Annotated in this window: 15 protein-coding genes; 5 read left to right on the forward strand and 10 right to left on the reverse strand. The window is 70.5% G+C overall.

Annotated features, from left to right (window positions below):
• Positions 1 to 18: 18 nt before the first annotated feature.
• From MBA17_RS47735 to MBA17_RS47770, 8 genes are all read right to left on the reverse strand, one after another.
• Entirely contained in the window at positions 19 to 981 is a 963-nt protein-coding gene (locus MBA17_RS47735) for a tetratricopeptide repeat protein (RefSeq protein WP_238505557.1), read from the reverse strand.
• Between the two features lie 49 nt (positions 982 to 1,030).
• Positions 1,031 to 2,026 carry a winged helix-turn-helix domain-containing protein gene (locus MBA17_RS47740; RefSeq protein ID WP_238505561.1) on the reverse strand — a complete coding sequence of 332 codons (996 nt, stop codon included), beginning with the start codon at positions 2,024 to 2,026 and terminating at the stop codon, positions 1,031 to 1,033.
• A gap of 261 nt (positions 2,027 to 2,287) precedes the next feature.
• On the reverse strand, positions 2,288 to 3,961 hold the full coding sequence (locus MBA17_RS47745) for a coenzyme B12-dependent isobutyryl-CoA mutase large subunit (RefSeq protein ID WP_238505566.1): 1,674 nt from the start codon (positions 3,959 to 3,961) through the stop codon (positions 2,288 to 2,290).
• Between the two features lie 245 nt (positions 3,962 to 4,206).
• Positions 4,207 to 4,929, reverse strand: coding sequence for a hypothetical protein (locus MBA17_RS47750; protein WP_238505568.1), 723 nt, complete (start codon positions 4,927 to 4,929; stop codon positions 4,207 to 4,209).
• A gap of 1 nt (position 4,930) precedes the next feature.
• Positions 4,931 to 9,004 carry a WXG100-like domain-containing protein gene (locus MBA17_RS47755; RefSeq protein WP_238505570.1) on the reverse strand — a complete coding sequence of 1,358 codons (4,074 nt, stop codon included), beginning with the start codon at positions 9,002 to 9,004 and terminating at the stop codon, positions 4,931 to 4,933.
• A 4-nt stretch (positions 9,005 to 9,008) separates the two neighbouring features.
• Complete coding sequence (locus MBA17_RS47760) at positions 9,009 to 9,308, reverse strand: hypothetical protein (protein ID WP_238505571.1); 300 nt, start codon at positions 9,306 to 9,308, stop codon at positions 9,009 to 9,011.
• Positions 9,287 to 9,721: a YbaB/EbfC family nucleoid-associated protein gene (locus MBA17_RS47765; RefSeq protein WP_238505573.1), complete on the reverse strand. Its 435-nt coding sequence runs from the start codon at positions 9,719 to 9,721 to the stop codon at positions 9,287 to 9,289. Before MBA17_RS47765 ends, MBA17_RS47760 begins: the two co-directional genes overlap by 22 nt.
• 131 nt (positions 9,722 to 9,852) lie before the next feature.
• Positions 9,853 to 10,359 (reverse strand): MarR family winged helix-turn-helix transcriptional regulator, encoded by a 507-nt coding sequence (locus MBA17_RS47770; protein WP_238505575.1) that lies wholly within the window; start codon positions 10,357 to 10,359, stop codon positions 9,853 to 9,855.
• Positions 10,360 to 10,766: 407 nt separating this feature from the next.
• Between MBA17_RS47770 and MBA17_RS47775 the strand changes: the two genes are divergently transcribed.
• Complete coding sequence (locus tag MBA17_RS47775; RefSeq protein WP_238505577.1) at positions 10,767 to 12,260, forward strand: hypothetical protein; 1,494 nt, start codon at positions 10,767 to 10,769, stop codon at positions 12,258 to 12,260.
• A 31-nt stretch (positions 12,261 to 12,291) separates the two neighbouring features.
• Complete coding sequence (locus tag MBA17_RS47780; RefSeq protein ID WP_238505578.1) at positions 12,292 to 12,984, forward strand: DUF4230 domain-containing protein; 693 nt, start codon at positions 12,292 to 12,294, stop codon at positions 12,982 to 12,984.
• A gap of 3 nt (positions 12,985 to 12,987) precedes the next feature.
• Here MBA17_RS47780 and meaB read toward each other — a convergent pair whose 3' ends face one another.
• Positions 12,988 to 13,929 (reverse strand): methylmalonyl Co-A mutase-associated GTPase MeaB, encoded by a 942-nt coding sequence (gene meaB, locus MBA17_RS47785; protein ID WP_238505580.1) that lies wholly within the window; start codon positions 13,927 to 13,929, stop codon positions 12,988 to 12,990.
• 5 nt (positions 13,930 to 13,934) lie between these two features.
• The gene (locus MBA17_RS47790) at positions 13,935 to 15,122 is read right to left on the reverse strand and encodes an acetyl-CoA C-acetyltransferase (RefSeq protein ID WP_238505582.1); all 1,188 of its coding nucleotides are present in this window, start codon (positions 15,120 to 15,122) and stop codon (positions 13,935 to 13,937) included.
• Positions 15,123 to 15,204: 82 nt separating this feature from the next.
• Between MBA17_RS47790 and mce the strand changes: the two genes are divergently transcribed.
• From mce to MBA17_RS47805, 3 genes are all read left to right on the forward strand, one after another.
• Positions 15,205 to 15,633, forward strand: coding sequence for a methylmalonyl-CoA epimerase (gene mce / locus MBA17_RS47795; RefSeq protein ID WP_238505588.1), 429 nt, complete (start codon positions 15,205 to 15,207; stop codon positions 15,631 to 15,633).
• A 222-nt stretch (positions 15,634 to 15,855) separates the two neighbouring features.
• A complete protein-coding gene (locus tag MBA17_RS47800) occupies positions 15,856 to 17,166 on the forward strand; it encodes a DivIVA domain-containing protein (protein WP_238505589.1) in 1,311 nt (436 codons plus the stop codon).
• A gap of 121 nt (positions 17,167 to 17,287) precedes the next feature.
• The gene (locus MBA17_RS47805) at positions 17,288 to 18,424 is read left to right on the forward strand and encodes an AI-2E family transporter (protein ID WP_238505594.1); all 1,137 of its coding nucleotides are present in this window, start codon (positions 17,288 to 17,290) and stop codon (positions 18,422 to 18,424) included.
• Positions 18,425 to 18,582 lie beyond the last annotated feature (158 nt).

The raw sequence follows: 18,582 nt of genomic DNA on the forward strand, positions 1-18,582 counted from the left end.
GCCCTGAGGATCCGCGCCCTAGAACAGGGCGCCGGCCAGCGACCGGCGGGCGGCGGCGACCGCGGGGTCGTCGGCGGGCATGGTGTCGAACAGGCCGAGCAGATGCACCCGGGCCTGGTCACGGTCGTCACCGGAGGTGCGCCTGACGGTGGCGACCAGCCGTTGGAAGGCCTTCTCCACCTCACCGCTCAACATCTCCAGGTCGGCGGCCTGACACTGGGCCGTCACGTCGGAGCCGTCGGCGGCGCGGCGCTGCACGTCGGCCGGGTCGAGACCGTCGGTCCGCTTGATCAGCCCGATGCCGGCGAGACCCATCCTGGCGTCCTCGTCCCTCGGCGATCGGGCGAGCAGCCGCTGGTAGGCGGCCTCCGCGGCGTCCATGTCGCCGTCGTCGATCGCCTGCTCGGCCGCGAGCAGGTCGGGGTCGACCGGCGGCCCGGCCGGAGCCTCCTGGCCTTCCTCCTGGGGACCGGCCTCGTCGTCCTGCTCGCCGCCGGGCGGCAGATACTGCGCCAGTGCCTCCAGGAGCTGGTCGACGAACTGGCGCACCTGGGGTTCGGGGAGCGCGCCCTGGAAGCCGGTCACGGCCTGCCCCTGGAAGATGGCCAGCACGGTGGGGATGCTCTGCACCCGCAACGCCTGGCTGACCTGGGGGCTGGCGTCGACGTCGACCTTGGCCAGCACCCATTTCCCGCCCGCCTCGGCGGCGAGTTTCTCCAGGATCGGGCTGAGCTGCTTGCACGGCTCGCACCATGTGGCCCACAGGTCGAGGATGACCGGGACACGCATGGAGCGCTCGATCACCTCGGTGGAGAATGTTTCGTCGGTGACGTCGATGACCGACGCCTTTCCGGTGGTGTCGCCTGTTCCCTGGGCGGCCGTGGCCTCCCGGCGGGCCTGTGCCTCCAGTGCCTGCTTGCGCGCGCCGAGGTCCACGGCACCGTAGAGCGATCCGGGTCGATTGATGTCCGCTGGGCTCATACTCCAATCCTGCCGCATAAGCACGCATGCCCGTACGAGGTGGGGGGCCTCAGATCTCGAACAGCTCCAGCAGGTCGTCGCCGCGCCGGGTGCGGGACACCCAGACCTCGCGCCCGCGGCGCTCCCGGCTGATCAGGCCGGCGGCGACGAGCCGTTCGCAGTGGTAGGTGATCGCGCTGGGCACGGTACCGACCTGACCGGCGAGCCGGCTCATGGTGGTGGCGTGGTCGAGCCCGGCGAGCAGGCCGGCGCGGACGTCGCCGAGGACCGCCACGAGTTGCTCGGTGTTGCCCGCGCCCGTCGTGTCACGCCAGAGCGACTCGGCGCCCGGCAGCGGGTAGGCGATCCAGACCAGCGCCGGGTTGTCCAGATTGACGATGATCGAGTCGCGTCCGGCGAGGGTGGGCACCAGGATCAGCTGCCGGTCGCCCAGCTCGAACGTGCTGGGTTCGAGGTCGCCGATTCGCAGGGCGTTGCCGGTGTAGACGATCCGATCGCTGAGCGAGCTCAGCAACCCGTCGAGCGCGCCGCGCACGACGGCCGCCCCGATCCGCTCGACCTCCCGGTCGAGTGCGGACCTGGCCCGCCGCCACAGGGGCTCGGTGACCGACCAGACGTTGTCGACCGCGGCGGCGTAGCCGTGCAGCCACCGTTGGGGATCGTCGGCGGCGGACCGCCAGTGCCTGGGCACCGGCTCGCCGCCGAACGCCTGCTCCAGATCGCCCACCAGCACGTCCGGTGAGGCGTCACGCAACCACGCGACCTGGAATTCGACCGGCACGTCACCCAGCGGGGTGAGCGGCACGATGCTGTCCGGCCCGACCGAGTGTCCGGGCGCGCCGAGCGGGCGCATCGCCTCCCAGCCTTCGGGGCCGACCGCCTCCGCCACCGTACGCCGCCAACGTTCGGGCAGTCCCCTCCGCCGCCCGGCGACCGCGTCGGTCAACATCGCCAGCGTTGTGACCTGCGGAGAGATGGATACCATCACCTTCGGCGTGGCGCCGATCCGCAGTTCGCTCCACACGCCGTTCTGTGTACGAGGCACCTTTCCCCCGTGTCCCTTTAACCCGTTAAAGCACGATAACGGGCACAAGGATCCCCTGGCGAATGCTTCAACAAACCTGAAAATGAACACCACGTAACACAACAAGTACGGCAAGCCACCCACCGCCCCGCGCCGCACGCGGCCGGTGTCCGTGGACCCATGGCACTCCAGCTCACCTGGCCGGCCGCCGTCACGGCGCCCGTCGACCCGCGACCGGCTCCCAGAACCCCGGAGTGCCCGGAGAGCACAGCCGCCAAGAGGTCAGAACTGGGCGGGCTCCGAGTAGGTGCCCCACTCCGCACGCAGCGCGTCGCAGATCTCTCCCAGGGTCGCCTCCGCGCGGGCGGCGTCGAGCATGGCGGGGATCATGTTCTCCGTGCCGCGGGCGGCGGCGACCATGCGGCCGAGCGCGGCGTCGACGGCGCCCTGGTCGCGTCCGGCGCGGCGCTCGGCGAGCACGCGGTTCTGCTCCTTCTCCACCTCATGGCTGACGCGCAGGATCTCCAGCGGCTCCTCGACGGTGGCGGTGTGGCAGTTGACCCCGACGATCCGCTTCTCCCCCTTCTCCAGCTTCCGCTGGTAGTCGAAGGCGGATTCGGCGATCTCGGACATGAACCACCCGTCCTCGATCCCGCGCAGGATGCCGGAGGTCATGGTCCCGTCGGAACCCATCTCGCGGATCCGGCGGAAGATCGCCTCCGCCTCGGCCTCCAGCCTGTCGGTGAGCGCCTCGACGTACCAGGAGCCGCCGAGCGGGTCGGCGACGTTCATGACCTCGGTCTCCTCCATGATCACCTGCTGGGTGCGCAGGGCGATCTCGGCGGCCTTCTGCGAGGGCAGCGCGAGCACCTCGTCGAGCGCGTTGGTGTGCAGCGAGTTGGTCCCGCCGAGCACCGCCGCCAGCGCCTCGACGGCGGTCCTGACGATGTTGTTGTCCGGCTGCTGCGCGGTGAGGGAGACCCCGGCCGTCTGCGTGTGGAAGCGCAGCCACTGCGCCTTCTCGGTGCGCGCGCCGTACACGTCGCGCATCCAGCGGGACCAGATCCTGCGGGCGGCGCGGAACTTGGCGATCTCCTCGAAGAAGTCGATGTGCGCGTCGAAGAAGAAGGACAGCCCCGGCCCGAACACGTCGACGTCGAGGCCGCGGGAGAGACCGAGTTCGACGTATCCGAACCCGTCGGCCAGGGTGAACGCCAGTTCCTGTGCGGCCGTGGAGCCCGCCTCGCGGATGTGGTAGCCGGAGACGGACAGCGGCTTGTAGGCGGGGATCTCGGCCGAGCAGTACTCCATCAGGTCGCCGATGAGGCGCAGGTGCGGCTCGGGCGCGAACAGCCACTCCTTCTGCGCGATGTACTCCTTGAAGATGTCGGTCTGCAGCGTGCCGTTGAGCCGCCCGACCGGTGTCCCCTGACGCTCGGCGGCGACCAGGTACATGCAGAAGATGGGCACGGCGGGACCGCTGATCGTCATCGAGGTGGTCACCTCGCCCAGCGGGATGCCGTCGAAGAGCAGGTCCATGTCCAACGCGGAGTCGACGGCCACGCCGCAGTGCCCCACCTCGCCGAGCGAACACGGGTCGTCGGAGTCGCGCCCCATCAACGTCGGCATGTCGAAGGCCACCGACAGCCCGCCGCCGCCCGCGCCGAGGATCATCTTGTATCGCTCATTGGTCTGCCGCGCGTTGCCGAACCCGGCGAACTGCCGGATCGTCCACGCCCTGCCCCGGTAGCCGGTGGGGTACAGCCCCCGGGTGTAGGGGAACTCGCCCGGCCAGCCGATCCGCTCGAACCGTGGATCCGCCACGTCTTCCGGTGGTCCGTAGACGGGCGCTACCTCCAGCCCGGAGAGCGTTCGGAACTCCTGCTCCCGCTTCGCCACCCGGTCGAACCGCGCCGCCCAGCGTACCCGGCCCTCTTCGATCTCTCTCGCGTCCATGCTGCCCCTCCATGTCCCGGTACGGCAGTACGTCTCGCCCAGCGGTAGCCCGGCACAGAAATACTAGGACGTCCTACTATTTTAGGCCAGCGAACGCCGCCCCTAAAACGGCCGGCCCGCAACCATGCCCGTATCGCCGGTGCGCGACGCCGATCCATCAGCACAGGCCGCCCACGATGGACGCCCGCCGGCCGGCCCCCGCCGGCCTCGCCCTCCGGTCCCGCCGCGTGGCGGGGCCGGCGCGATCAGCGCCGGGTCCAAAGCAAGGTCGTGGCGGCCCGCGCGGCCAGGTGGTACGGCGGCAGGTCATCGCCGGTCCAGTAGACCTCGACCTGCGGAGAGTCCTCGTCCATCTGAAGCAACTCACGCTGCGCCGCCAAAGTCACCTCCCAGGCCCGCACGCCCGGCTCCACCTCCGCGAGGTACACCCTGCGCGCGCCGTCCGGCGGTCCCTGCGGCCCGAACCGCCAGGTGCGCCAGACCGCCACCACGCCGCCGTGCTCTGCCAGCGCGTCAGCCACGAGGTCATCGGTGAGGTCACGCAGTTCGTCGGCCAGGTCCGCGAGATCGGCCGGCGGGGCCCCGGTCAGATCCAGCTCGGCCGGGATCCGCGTCCCCGCGCGCGCCAGAACGTGCGGCGGCACCGGGGCGAAGCGGTGGCCGACCTCCGGGCCGGCGTCGCCGATCGTGACCTGGTCCACCCCGACCGGCTCGCCGCCGCCGATTCCGAGCACCACCGGCACCCGCCGCAGCAGTTCGACCTCGGCCGCCGTCAGCGGCACGCCGAACTCCACCGCCGCCACCGACACCGCGTCGGGGAGTGCCGCCAGATCGCCCACGGCCAGCATGGTGCGGACGTGCGTCAGCAGATCATCGGGGACCTGGCCGGCCAGGCGTAGGAGCAGGAGGTGCATGCCGCCGAAGACCCGCCACGCCTCTTCGTCGAGTTCCGCCCACTCAGCCGACACGTCAGCCCTCCTCCATCACAATGATCTCATAGTCGTCCGGGCCCAACCTGAGCTTCATGTCCTCCGTAAGCCGCTCCACCTCCTTGCGGATCTGCTCCACCAGCTCGGGATCCTGGATCCGCCGTGCGCGCGAGTGAGGTGGGAGGATGACCTCCTGCTCCTTCGAGATGGCGGAGAAAACCGAGATGTCTCGCGCTTGCTGACCGGTGAGCTGGTAGACGACCAGCACCTTCCGGCTGCTCGGGTTATCCGCCATGAATTGCAAGCCCACCGCCAGCCGCCGGCTCGCGCTGAGGAACTCGCGCGCGCTGCCATGCGGGTACAGCTGCGATCCGTAGATGGGCGAATGCCCTGGCGTGATCCAGTCGCCGCGGTACGCGCGCACCGGCGCCTCGGGCGTGCCCAGCGTGGGCAGTTGCATCATGGCGTCGTACATCATGTCGGCGTGCCATCGCATCTCGTCGAACAGGCGTGGCATCACCGGCTTCAGCAGTTCGCGGATCTCCGTCCAGGTCGCACGCTGCGCCTTACGGGCATCCCTGGCGTCGCCGTCGGCCTTCCGAGCCTCCGCCGCACGACCCGCCTCGCGGTGCTCCTCGCCATCGCGCTTGGCGATTTCGCCCTTGAGGACCGCGTCGACGTACGCCTGGGAGAGCGCGTTCAGCGGCGACTGCGAGGCGTAGTGGTCCGTCCCCGTGTGCAGCGCGTGGATCAGCGCCAGCGGGAGAGGCAGCGTTTTGGGGCCGAGCACGCGGGAGTCCAGATAGCTCGCCGTCAGGCTTTCGGCCTTCTGGGCCATCCTGACCCGCACGGCCGCCTCCGACACCCCGCCGGTCCACAGCTGCGTGCGCGTCACGTTGTTGATCAGGTAGTGGCCGTCCATGGTGTACACGGTCAGGGCCATCACGTGCGCCGGCGACAGCCGGTCGGCCAGTTGCCGGACCGCGGCCGTGTCCGTCGGGTCGATCCCGTGGCGCTGCAGCCAGTCGGCGAGGATCGTGTTGGTCACCTTTCCTCTGTACAGTTGCGGCCACACCTCGTCCGCAGCGTGCCGCACGCCGGGCTGCTGAGTCTCGGAGAAGCCGTTGGGATTGTCGGCGTGCTGGAGGTACCGGGCCTCGTGCGGGAACAGGTGGTTCGACAGCACTTCGGCCCGCAGCGTGCGCAGATCCAGGCCGGGAAGGCCGCGGTACATGTCCACCGGGGTGAGCCGGGCGCCCGGCGGGACGTCCAGCCGCCCCAGGCCGGCGATCTGCGCACCGCGGATGATCTCGAACAGCGAATGGTCCCGCCCCGGCAGCATCCAGCCCATCAGCGCGCCGAGGAAGCGCTCGTTCGTCGCGCCGCCGAGGTCGAGGAACTTGGCCGCCGTCAGCATTCGGGTGGTGGTCGCCGATACCCCGTCGATCACGGGGAAGCCGTCGTCCGTCATCCGCCTGGCCCATCGGCTGGAGGTGGTCTCGTGCGCGGTCACGCCCTCCCGCCAGGGGAGGAGGGTGTCCGGGCGCAGGGGCTCGCCGACGATCCTCTCGACGAACGCCCGCTCGAACATGCCAAGGGGCACGCGCAGCGCCTGATAGTGCTCCGGAGTCGTGATCAGCCCGAGCCGTTGCTGCTCTTCGGGGGTACGGTCGTGCCTGCTCGCCTGGCTCTGGACCACGTCGGCGACATTCCGCAGCCCGTGCTCCGACACCATGAGAACGTTTCCGGTGCCGAACGGGTCGCGGTCGAACCGGTGTACGGCCGGGTCGAACCAGTTCTCAAGCCTGCCCATGATCGCACGGTTGAGGCTGTCGTCCAGTTGCCGCTGCATGCGTCTGAGCTCACCGACGTCAAGTCCGGCGGCCCGCGCTTCCGCCCATCGCTCGTTGTCGATGATGTCGAGCAGGAGCTTGCCCAGGATCTGCGGGTTGTCGTGGTTGAAGTAGCTCGCGTTGTAGAAGGCCGTCACCAGCTCCCGCACGTTGCCGTACTCGAGCAGGTCATCGAACCGCACTCTGGTCCCGACCTGCCCGACGCTGCTGTGCGCGCCTTCGTCATCGCGGAAGAAGGCGCTCTCCACCCGGCGCCTGAGGTCGGCGTAGCTCTCGTCCGCCTTCCGTGGGGTGAGCTCAAGGAGAACGTCTCGTAGTTTGCTCACCGCCGTGCGGGCCGCGTCGGCGGTCTGCGGATCGTTGAAGTAGTAGGCGCCCAGCCGCTGCTCGAATTGGGTGGCCTCCGCCGCCCACCGGGGATCGTTGAAGAACCTCTCGAACTCGAACGGCGCCCGCGGGGCACCGGGCGCCGAATCCGCCACGCCGGACGATGTGGCGGTGCCGGCCACGTGCGCGCCGGATGACGCGGGTGGCGGGGTGTCGGTGCCGGACAGCTGCTCGCTTCGCGTCGGCACGTCCGCCGCCGGCGTTCGCTCACCCGGTGTCCGCTCATCGGGGACGGCGGCGTGGAGCGCATCCGGCTCCGATGCGCGCACGGCGTGGCCGTCGGGCGTCTCCGGTGCGCGCGCGACGTGGCCGTCGGGCGTCTCCGGCGCGCGCACGGCGTGGAGCGCATCCGGCTCCGGTGCGCGCACGGCGTGGCCGACGGGCGGCTCCGGTGCGCGCACGGCGTGGCCGTCGGGCGTCTCCGGCCGGCCTCCGTGGTTGAGAATCTGATCCAGACGGCCGGGTGGATGCGCGTCACCGGGCATCGCCGGACGAGAAGACCCGCCTTCGACGTGATCCGCTCCACGGGGGCCACCCGGACCACTGCCCTCACCACGATCCACCCCACGAGGAACCCCCGGACCGCCATCCTCGGTACGGTCCGCCGCACGAGGGGCCCGTTGTGGCTCGGCTGTCTGGGTGCGTCCCGCGTCGCCGGTGCGCGGTGCCGGTTCGGGCCCAGCGCCGCGCTCCTGGCGCTGTCTTCCGCCGCTTGGCTGGTCGTCGCCGGGTAGGGCATGCGGCCGCACGACCGTGGCGGGGGCGTCCTGCCCGCTACGCGGCGCGTGGACCGATTCCTCCTGCGGGGGAGGCGCCTTGGGAGTGATGACGTCGGCCTGGCTGAGCGAGCTGCCATGGCCGGGCGGGGTGTCGGCCATGGACGGGATAACCGGGCCGGTTCCGGCAGCGGGGCCGTGCGGCGTGGGCCCGGACGGCGGAGCGAAGGCTGTGGGATGCGCGGGGGGCTCGCCGCCGCCCGGCGTGAGCCCGCCCAGGTGCTGACCGTCCGCACCCAGGGCGCTGGAGGTGAAGCCTTTGGCGAACAGGTCCCAGCTGAAGTTCCCCTGGGAGAGCAGGCTGCCGGCGGTGGTGATGCCGCCGGTCACGGCGTACTGCGCGGCCTGGCCGTAGATGGAGGAGCTGGCGGCGGCGAGGAGTCGTTCCGCCGCGGTCATCTCCGCCCGGGTCAGTCCGGCCCGCAGGGCGGGGGTGGCCAGGCGGGTCAGGCCGCCGGTAAGCCCTCCCATGAGGCCGCCCATCGCGCCGCCCGCCAGCGCGGACATCACCAGCTGGCGTCCATCGAGATCGTCCCGGCGGCCCTTCGCGATCTGCGTCAGCTGGATCCCGGCGTCCATGCCCGCGACGATGCCGGCGAAGATCGCGATATTCGCCAGGGTCCGTTTGGCGATCTGCGCGATGGTCATCCGGGCGAGCTGCAGGCGGGCGGGAATGAGCGCCAGGCTCGCGCCGCTGCTGGTCACGGCGATGGCCAGCAGGTAACCGAGTTGCAGGATCAGCAGCCACACCGTGGCCTCGATCATGTACTTGGCGTACTGGATCTGCACACCGATGTTGTTGATCGCGATAGCGGTGTCGATCAGCCGGGTGACCGGCTCGGCCTCCAGCGGATCGGTCACCCGGGCGACATGTTCGGCGAAGGCCAGGTGCGCCGCGCCGTCCCAGGCGTCGCCGATCTTGTCGGCTGACCAGGGCCGCTCAGCGCCGGTGCCCTCGACGATCTGGTAGGCGGCGGACACGCACGCGTCGGCGAGCCGGAAGCACCGCGTCTCGTCGCCTTCGGGCCAGTTCATCCCGACCACCCAGCCGACATAGGGCTTGGCCCAGTCGGGGATCAGAAAGCCATCGAATGCCATAAGGTCAGCGGTTGGGGTGCTCGGCCTGCTCGTACCTCGCGGCGCTCACGCGGAGCCCGGTGGCGAGGCCGTCCAGATCATCGATGTACGCCTGCAACGCGTTGAAGATGCCCGCTTCGATCCCGGGCATCTTCTTCTCCAGTTCGGCCCCGTACTCGTCGTCTCCAAGAGCCCGCCGGTCGCGGTCGAAGGCGGCGCGCAGCGTGTCGCGTGCCGAGGTCACGTTGTCCCGCCGCCCGCCGACGACCTTGGACTCGCGGACCAGCGCCGTCCGAAACACGTTCAGGGTGTAGGAGCTCGCCATGCCCTTCCCTCCCTGCCGTCGAACTCCACAGGGTCGTCGAGCTCCACAGGCTGGGGCAGAAACGAGTCGAGACCCACCCCTTCGCCGAAGATGTCCTCGTACGGCAGGCCCTCCGGCACGAGCGGCTCCATGAGCTCCTTCGACTGCCGGGCGACGGCCTCCGTGGCCTGGTTGATCTGCGTCATCAGCGAACGCGAGAGCTCTGACGGCGACAACCTCCGGTATACACGCGGATTGAGTTCGATGGCGCGCACCTGCCCGTGCCGTCCCACCGTCACGGTCACCATGCCGTCGTCCGACCTGACCGTGGACTCGACCTCGTCGAGCTTGCCGAACAGCTCCTTGACCTGCCGAAGATGCCGGTCATACTCCGCGGCCAGATCCTCCACCGTGTCCCGGAACACATCTGTCACACGAGCACCATTTCATATGTTGTTCAACTTTAACTCGTACAAAACATCACATCTTGACAGGCGAGACGGTAGTTAATAGTTGAATTACTTGGTGCTCCACGGCTCGTAGCCGAGTCACGGCGAGGACGCCCCTAGAAGTCGCCGGCGGCCACCCGCAGGGTGCGGAGCAGGGTGAACATCTCGTCGAGTTGCGCCTCGCCGTACATGGTCAGGCCGAAGTCGGCGGCCATCAGGTCGGCGGTGGCTCGCTGTACGAGGTCGCGGCCCTGGGGGGTGATGTCGGCGAGGACGCCGCGGCCGTCCTCGGGGTTGCGGCGGCGGCGGACCAGGGCGGCGCGTTCGAGACGGTCCACGGTGTTGGTGACGCTCGTGGGGTGGACCATGAGACGCTCCCCGATTTTGGACAAAGGGAGAGATCCGGTCTTGCTGAAGGTCAGCAGCACGAGAGCTTCGTACCGGGCGAAGGTCAAGTCATACGGTTTGAGCAGCGCGTCCAGTTGCGAGAGCAGGATCTGGTGCGCTCTCATGATCGATGTGACGGCGGCCATGGCCGAGGACGGCCCGAAGTGAACGCGCCAGCTACTGGCGGCGCGCTCGATCGGGTCGAACGGCAGGTTCAGCGGCTCACCTGTAGGCACAGCGCTTACCGTAGCGCGGCCACATCCCGGTTCGCCCGGTTACGTCGAGCAAGCAAATCTCGGAGCTTGACCAAGAAGCCGTACGCCAAACATCACGCTCAGTTATGGTTCTCGCATCGATTGGTGAGGCGGAGGCCAAGTGGCCACGCGGCCGGGATCGGCCGTGCTCAGCCGGGCCTGCAGGGGTGCGGGCCAGGACCGTCGGTGTCGAGGGGACCGGCACGGGGGCTGGGGAGTCCGCCTGATCGAGGCACGGGGGGTGCTTTTGATGAACAGTGACTGGACGTCGCGATGGCGACGTGGAGTGATCGTATCGACCGACGCAGTGTGCCCGGGCGACCGGCGCACATGTGACGGTGCGTGAGCAGAAGGGCGTTTCACGCGCGGAACTCAGGCAGAGTGCTGCCGTGACTGTCGCCGTCCTGCTCGTTTTAGGGCTGGTGGCGGCGTGGAGCGTCCTTATCCCCGGCGTGGACGCCTGGGAGAACATCATGGTGGCCGTGATCGGCTCGCTGCGGCTGACCGGGCCGGTCGCCGCCGCGTTCGCCTGCTGGGTGGCGCTGCGCAAGCGGCGGGCCAGCGCCGGGCGTGCGTTCACCACCTGGCAGGCGATGAAGGTGCCGCTGGCCATCATGGTGGTGACCGTGGCGGCGTTCGCGGCGACCGCCCTGCTGCTGGCGGCCAACAGCATGCTCAACGAGCAGGCGGGACGGCTGGCGCCGAGCGGGCTGGCGATGGGCATGGCGGGGCTGGCGCTCTACGTCGCGATCGGCTGGGTGGCCGGCTGGCTGCTGCCGTGGATCGGCACGCCCGTGCTGGCCGGGCTGGGCTGCTACGCGCTGTTCAGCCGGCTGGCCGACGGCGGAGCCTGGGCGGATCGCCTAGCGCCCGCCACGCGCGAGCCGTACGACGTCTTCCAGGGGCTGAGCGCCTCGGCGTTCACCGACCAGACGCTCTGGCTGGTGGGAGTGAGCGGCGCACTGCTGCTCGGCTGGGCGGCGCTGGTCACCCGGCAGGCGCTGGTGCTCGCCGCGGCGATGCTCGCGGTGCTGGCGGCGGCGACCGGGCTGGCCAGGCTGGTGAGCGAGCCGCAGACCGTGTCGGCCCAGCCGGTGGTGTACAGCTGCCAGGAGTGGCCGATCACGATCTGCGTGCATCCCGGCATGCGCAGCGGGCTGACCGACCTGGGCGCCGCCTTCACCAAGATCGCCTCTCGGCTGAGCGGCACGCCCGCGGAGTTCACCAGGGTCGAGCAGCATCCACGCCGCACCGGCAGCGGCCAGGGACCAGGCGTGGCGACCGTGCACGTGGACGATCTGGCGGCGGGCTTCGCCGACGAGGCGGCGGCTGAGTTCCTCGACGGTCTGGCGGCGAAGTGCAGGGGCGCACGCGGCTCGGGATACCGGGGGATCGTGATGGCGTGGCTGCGGGGCGAGTCGCTGCCCGTGGGACCGCTGCCCGAGCACCAGTTCGCGGCGGCCTGGTTCTCCAGCCTGACCGAGGCCCAGCGGCGTGACTGGCTGCGGCTGTTCTACTCCGACTTCGCCAGGTGCGCGCTGCGCGCCGAGCACTTCGGCGGCGGTCCGCAGGTGCACGCCGACTCACCGCACGGCGGCCCGGCGCCCGAGCAGTCCGCGCCCAGCGTCCCGGTCGTGCCCCAGCCCATCCCGCCCACCGCTCCGGCGGAGCCCAGCCCGGCGCCCGAACCCGAGCCCGTGGAGCCGACACCGCTTCCGGAGGAGCCCGCCCCGAAACCGGCGGAGCCGACGGCCGAGCCGCAGGCTCCGCCGGAGGAGCCACCCCAGCGGGCCGGCGAACCGCAGCACCCGCGCGATTACCGTCATTCCAGCCCATCACGGCAAGATCGGCACGACGACGGGGGAACCCCGGAAAACAGGTGATATCCCCGCACCCGGGGGAAGGAGAAGACGCGTGACCCGCCAGGCTTCCACTCCCCCAGGCGCTACTCCCATCGCCCCCGCGGACCAGCCCCGCCGTCGCCGCGGCTGGCGGTTCCTCGCCGGCCTCCTCGTCGTGATCGTCCTGCTGGTCGTGGGCGCCCGGCTGACGTGGACCTGGCTGAACCCGTTCGGCGAGCGCAGCGTGGACCGCAGCCAGCCCGTGCTGCTGGAGTCGATCCACGACCTGAGCCGCTTCGAAGCCGCGACGGGCAACTTCCAGGTCGTCGTCGACCTGGAGAAGGACGCCGCGTTCCTGCCGGACGCGATCAAGGGCAGCCGCACCCTCTTCGTCGGCGCCGGCGGCGTCGACGCCTACGTCGACCTCTCCTCCATCGCCTCGAACGCGCTCACCATGTCACCCGACCGAACCGAGGTGACCGTACGGCTGCCGCGAGCCGCGCTGGAGAAGCCCAACCTCGACAACCGGCGGTCCTACGTCTACCACCAGCAGCGCGGCATCCTCGACCGGGTGCAGGAGTTCTTGTCGTCCTCCCCGCAGAACCAGCAGGAGCTCTACGTGCTGGCCGAGAAGAAGATCGCGGAGGCCGCGGCGGCCAGCGACCTGCGCAACCGGGCCGACCAGAACACCAAGCGGATGCTCGAGGGCATGCTGAAGTCGCTCGGGTTCGAGAAGGTCTCCGTCAAGTTCGCCGACGAGCCCTGACGGTCACAGCGCGGAGAGCAGTTCGTCGGCCGCGGTGTAGGGATCGGAGTCACCGGCGAGCACGCCTGCGGCGAGGGTGTCGAGGCGCCGGTCGCCGTGCAGGTAGGCGAACCGCCCGCGCAACGCGGCCACGGCGATCGCCTCGATCTCCTCGCGTGCCCTGGCGCGGCGCCGCCCTTCCAGTTCTCCCGAGCCGACGAGATGCGTCCGGTGCGCGGCCAACGCCACGAGGAGCTCCTCGACGCCCTCGCCACGGGACGCGATCGTGGTCACGATCGGCGGCTTCCACGGCCGTTCGACCAGGGCGATCATGTTGCGCAGCTCGCGGACCGCGGCCTGGGTGCCGTCCCGGTCGGCCTTGTTCACCACGAACACGTCGCCGACCTCCAGGATGCCCGCCTTCGCCGCCTGGACGCCGTCGCCCATCCCAGGGGCGAGGAGCACGATCGTGGTGTCGGCGAGCGAGGCGATGTCGACCTCGGCCTGGCCGACGCCCACCGTCTCGATCAGGATCACCTCGCAGCCCGCCGCGTCGAGCACCCGCAGTGCCTGGGGCGTGGCCCAGGCGAGGCCGCCGAGATGGCCGCGGCTGGCCATGGACCTGATGAACACGCCGGAGTCGGTCGCGTGGTCCTGCATCCGCACCCGGTCGCCGAGCAGCGCTCCCCCGGTGAACGGGCTGGAGGGATCGACCGCCAGCACGCCCACCTTCTTGCCCTGCGCGCGGAACGCCCGGACGAGCATCGCCGTCGAGGTCGACTTCCCCACCCCCGGCGAGCCGGTGAGGCCGATGACCGTGGCCGGCGGCTGCCTGCGCGGGCCCGTGCAGAGCTCGGCCGTGATCGCTCTTAGCTCGGGTGAGGCGTTCTCCACCAGCGAGATCAGCCGGGCCACCGCCCTCGGCCGCCCCTCCCTGGCCAGCTCGACCAGCTTGACCGCGTCCACCGGCGTCAGGCCGAGGGCACGCGGATGATCAGGGCGTCGCCCTGACCGCCTCCGCCGCACAACCCGGCCGCGCCGAGGCCGCCGCCCCGCCGTCTGAGCTCGTGGGCGAGCGCGAGCACGATCCGCGCGCCCGAGGCGCCGATCGGATGGCCGAGCGCGATCCCGCCGCCGTTGACGTTGATCCGGTCGAGCGGCAGCCCGAGCTCCTTGGCCGACTGGAGCACGACCGCGGCGAACGCCTCGTTGATCTCCACCAGGTCGAGGTCGCCGACGTCGAGCCCCTGCTTGCCGAGCGCGTGCTTGATGGCGTTGGCCGGCTGCGACTGCAGCGAGTTGTCGGGGCCGGCGACGTTGCCGTGCGCGCCGATCTCGGCGAGCCAGGGCAGGCCGAGCTCCTCCGCCTTGGCCCGGGACATCACCACGACCGCGCAGGCGCCGTCGGAGATCTGCGAGGCGGAGCCGGCCGTGATCGTGCCGTCCTTGCTGAAGGCGGGCCTGAGCCTGGCGAGCGTCTCCACCGTGGTGTCGCCGCGCACGCCCTCGTCGACGGCGACCAGCACCGGCTCCCCCTTGCGCTGCGGGACCGGCACGGCCGTGATCTCGTCGTCGAACACGCCGTTCTTGATCGCGGCGGCGGCGAGCTGGTGGGAGCGGGCGGAGAACGCGTCCTGCTCCTCGCGGGTGAGGGACAGACGGCTGTTGTGCCGCTCGGTCGACTCGCCCATCGAGACCTGGTCGAAGACGTCGGTGAGGCCGTCGTACGCCATCGCGTCGACCACCTCCGCGCCGCCGTACTTGACTCCCTTGCGCATGCCGGGGAGCAGGTGCGGGGCGTTGGTCATGGACTCCATGCCGCCGGCCACCACGATGTCGAACTCGCCCGCCCGGATGAGCTGGTCGGCGAGGGCGATCGCGTCGAGGCCCGACAGGCACACCTTGTTGATCGTCACCGAGGGCACGGTCATCGGGATGCCGGCGTTGACCGCGGCCTGGCGGGAGGGGATCTGACCGGCTCCGGCCTGCAGGACCTGCCCCATGATCACGTATTGGACGTCCTCGGGCGCCACTCCCGACCGGTCGAGCGCCGCCTTGATCGCGATGCCGCCGAGCTCGGCCGCGGACATGCTCGACAACGCGCCGAGCAGGCGGCCGACGGGCGTGCGCGCCCCGGCCAGGATGACGGAACCAGACATCAGGGGCCTCCAGCGACCGATAGGGGGCGACTTTGACACCATACCCAGCAGGAGCCGGACATCTGCCATGGAGGTGGGTCACATGTTTCTCCGCATCGACCATGTGGGGATCGCCTGTCACAACCTGGAGGAGAAGATCGCCTTCTACGAGTCCACCTTCGGGCTGACCGTGGTGAGCCGCGAGGTCAACGAGTCGCAAGGGGTGCGTGAGGCGATGCTGCACGTGGCCGACGGCGAGCAGGGCGCGTCCTACATCCAGCTTCTGCAGCCGCTGAGCCCGGACACGCCGGTGGGCAGATTCCTGGCCGCCCGGGGCGAGGGCGTCCACCACATCGGGTACGGCGTACCGGACGTGACCAGGGCGTTGGCGGAGATCGGCGGCAAGGGCGTCCGGCTGATCGACGAGCGTCCACGGCACGGGTCGATGGGCGCCTCGATCGCGTTCCTGCATCCGAAAGACGTCGGCGGCGTCTTGACCGAACTGGTCGAGAGTCCGAAACAGGTGCCTTAACCGCTTTTCCTGACCCAAGAAACGTTCATACGTAACAAGTCGCGCAGAAAGTCTGACGGGGCCTCCAACACGGCAGCGGCGGAGTACGCTGGCCTACCACCGGACGTGGTTCCTGCCATCTCCGCGCGTTAGCGTGGGGTTCGGCAGGGGCTTTCACGCCCTGGATGCCAGCAGCCCCGTCCGGCCCGTGTAGCCGTCTCGACAACCCAGGATCGAGCCTCCATGCAGTCCGACATCGACGCCCAACTAAACAATTTCTTTGAAGACGCCCCAGCGCGTGAGTTCGACGTGGTCCTCCGGGGCTATGACCGGCACCAGGTCCACGATCACCTCAAGTCGCTCGATACCGACTTGCGGCAGACAAAAGAGCAGGTCCAGGGCCTGCAGCGCGATTTGTCCGACTCACAGCGCCAGCTCCAGGAGCAGGAGCGCCCCACCTATTCCGGCCTGGGTGCCCGGATCGAGCAGCTGCTGCGCCTGGCGGAGGAACAGGCCACCGAGCTCGTCCAGGCGGCGCGGTCGGAGGCGAACGAGATAAAGGCCGCCGCGAAGGTCGAGGCCGCCGACGTACGGGCGGCGGCCGAGAACGAGGCGGCCGAGAAACGGGCTCTGGCCACCCGTGAAGTCGATGAGATGCGCACCTCTGCCGAGCGTGAGGCCGAGGAGACCCGCGGGACCGCACGTCGTGAGGCCGACGAGCTGACCGCGACCACCGAGCGCGAGGTCGCCAAGCTCCGCGCCACCGCCGACCACGAGGTCGCGGAGAAGCGCGCCGACGCCGAGCGTGAGATCGCCAAGCTGCGCACCACCACCGAGCGTGAGGTGGCCCAGCTCCGCGCCTCCACCAAGCGCGAGCGTGACGAGGTCCTGACCACCGCCAAGCGCCAGGCCGACGAGATGCGCGCCCAGGCCCAGCGGGTCCTGGAGGAGTCCGAGGCCAAGCGGGCCCAGGACGAGGCCGAGTTCGAGATCCAGCTCGCCGCCCGCAGGGAGGACGCCGAGCGCCAGGAGGCCGAGCGCCACGCGACCGCCCAGGCCAACACGCAGAAGCTGGTCGCCGAGGCCGAGCAGCGCGCCGCCACCGCGGAGCAGCGGGCGACCAAGGCCACCCAGCAGGCCGACCAGACCCGCCGCGAGGCCGACACGCACGCCAAGCAACTCCTGGCCAACGCCAAGAAGAACGCGGACCAGGTGGTCGCCGAGGCCAAGGCCAGCGCCGAGTCGATAGTGCATGACGCCAAGGCGGAGGCCGAGCGCAGCCGCTCCTCCGCGCAGCGCCAGGTCGACGAGCTGACCCGCCAGCGCGACAGCATCACCAGCCACCTCGCGCAGCTCCGCCAGCTGCTCGGCGGCGCGGCGCTCCCGGGCACCGAGCCCGCCGAGCCCGCCATCGCCGCGGCACCGCCCAAGCCCGCCATCGCACCCTCGGCCAGCGCCGAGAAGCCGGCGCCCGCCGCACCGGCGCCCGCCCCGGCTCCGGCCGCGGCCAAGGGAGCCGCGTCAGCGGACGACGCGGAGTGGTGGCAGGAGTAGCACACCGACACGGGGCGTTAGGGACGGCTACAGGGGAGAGTCTGGCGACCACCCGGTCGCTAGGCTCTCCTTGCCTTTCCGCCAGAGATCTCCCGCCCATCACTCCGATCCGAGGAGCAGCGTGACCCTGGACGCCAAGCAGGACGTCCCGCCCGAGCCCACGGGCCAGCAGGATCCGCCCCCCGGCGACGACACGGCCCACGCCGCCCTGCCGTACGGCCTGCCGGGGAAGCCGCTGAGCAAGAGCCCGTTCCTGTTCGGGCTGACCGGGGCGCTGGGCGTGCTCACCGCGATCGGGCTGGCGCAGGCGCTGATGAGCGCCCGCAGCGTGATCGTCCTCATCGTGGTGGCGATGTTCCTGGCCGTCGGACTCAATCCCGTGGTGGAGACCCTCCAGCGGTGGCGGCTGGGCAGGCGGTGGGCGATCCTGATCGTGTTCGCCGGGGTGATCGCCTTCTTCGTGCTGTTCGGGCTGGCGATCGTGCCGCCGGTGAGCCAGGAGTCGACCGAGTTCGTCCAGGCGTTCCCCGGTTACATCGACGAGCTGCTCGCCAACCCGACGATCAGGCAACTCGACGCCGACTACCAGCTCCTCACCCGGCTGCAGGAGTACATCGCGGGCGGCGCGCTGGGCAGCACGGTGGCCGGCGGCATCCTCGGCGCGGGCGCGGTGGTGCTCGGCGCGTTCTTCTCCGGGATCACCCTGCTGGTGCTGACGCTCTACTTCCTCGGCTCACTGCACACGATCAAGGACTATCTCTTCGGGCTGGTGCCCACCAGCCGGCGTGCGCGGACCCGGGCGATGGGCGACGAGATCCTCGACGGCATCGGCGGTTACGTGGCCGGCAACGTGCTGATCTCCGTGATCGCGGGCGTGCTGTCGTACGTCTTCCTGACCGTGGCCGGGGCCAAGTACGCCCTGGCCCTGGCCCTGGTGGTCGCGGTCACCGACCTGATCCCGCTGGTCGGCGCGACGATCGGCGCGGTTCTGGTGAGCGCGGTCGGACTGTTGCAGTCACTGCCGCTGGCCATCGCCTGCGCGGTCTTCTTCCTGGTCTACCAGCAGGTCGAGAATTACGTGATCTATCCCCGGGTGATGAAGCGCTCGGTCGACGTCGCGCCGGCGGTCACCGTGATCGCCGCGCTGTTCGGCGGCGCGCTGCTGGGCATCGTGGGCGCCCTGCTCGCGATCCCGGTCGCGGCGGCGATCTCGCTGATCATCCGCGAGGTCGTCATGCCCCGCCAGTCCCGCCTCTGACCGGCGCACCTCCGACCGGCCCCCCTCCGACCGGGTGCGGCCTCGACCGGCCCACCACTGACCGGGTGCGCCTCCGACCGGCCCGCCGGAGGGCGTCCGCCCGTTGCGTGATCCGCGCGGGCAGGGGTCCCCCGGCGTCGACGATCCTCGCCGGGGAG

Source organism: Dolomitihabitans soli (assembly GCF_022213955.1).
Taxonomy (GTDB): Bacteria; Actinomycetota; Actinomycetes; order Streptosporangiales; family Streptosporangiaceae; genus Streptosporangium_A; species Streptosporangium_A soli.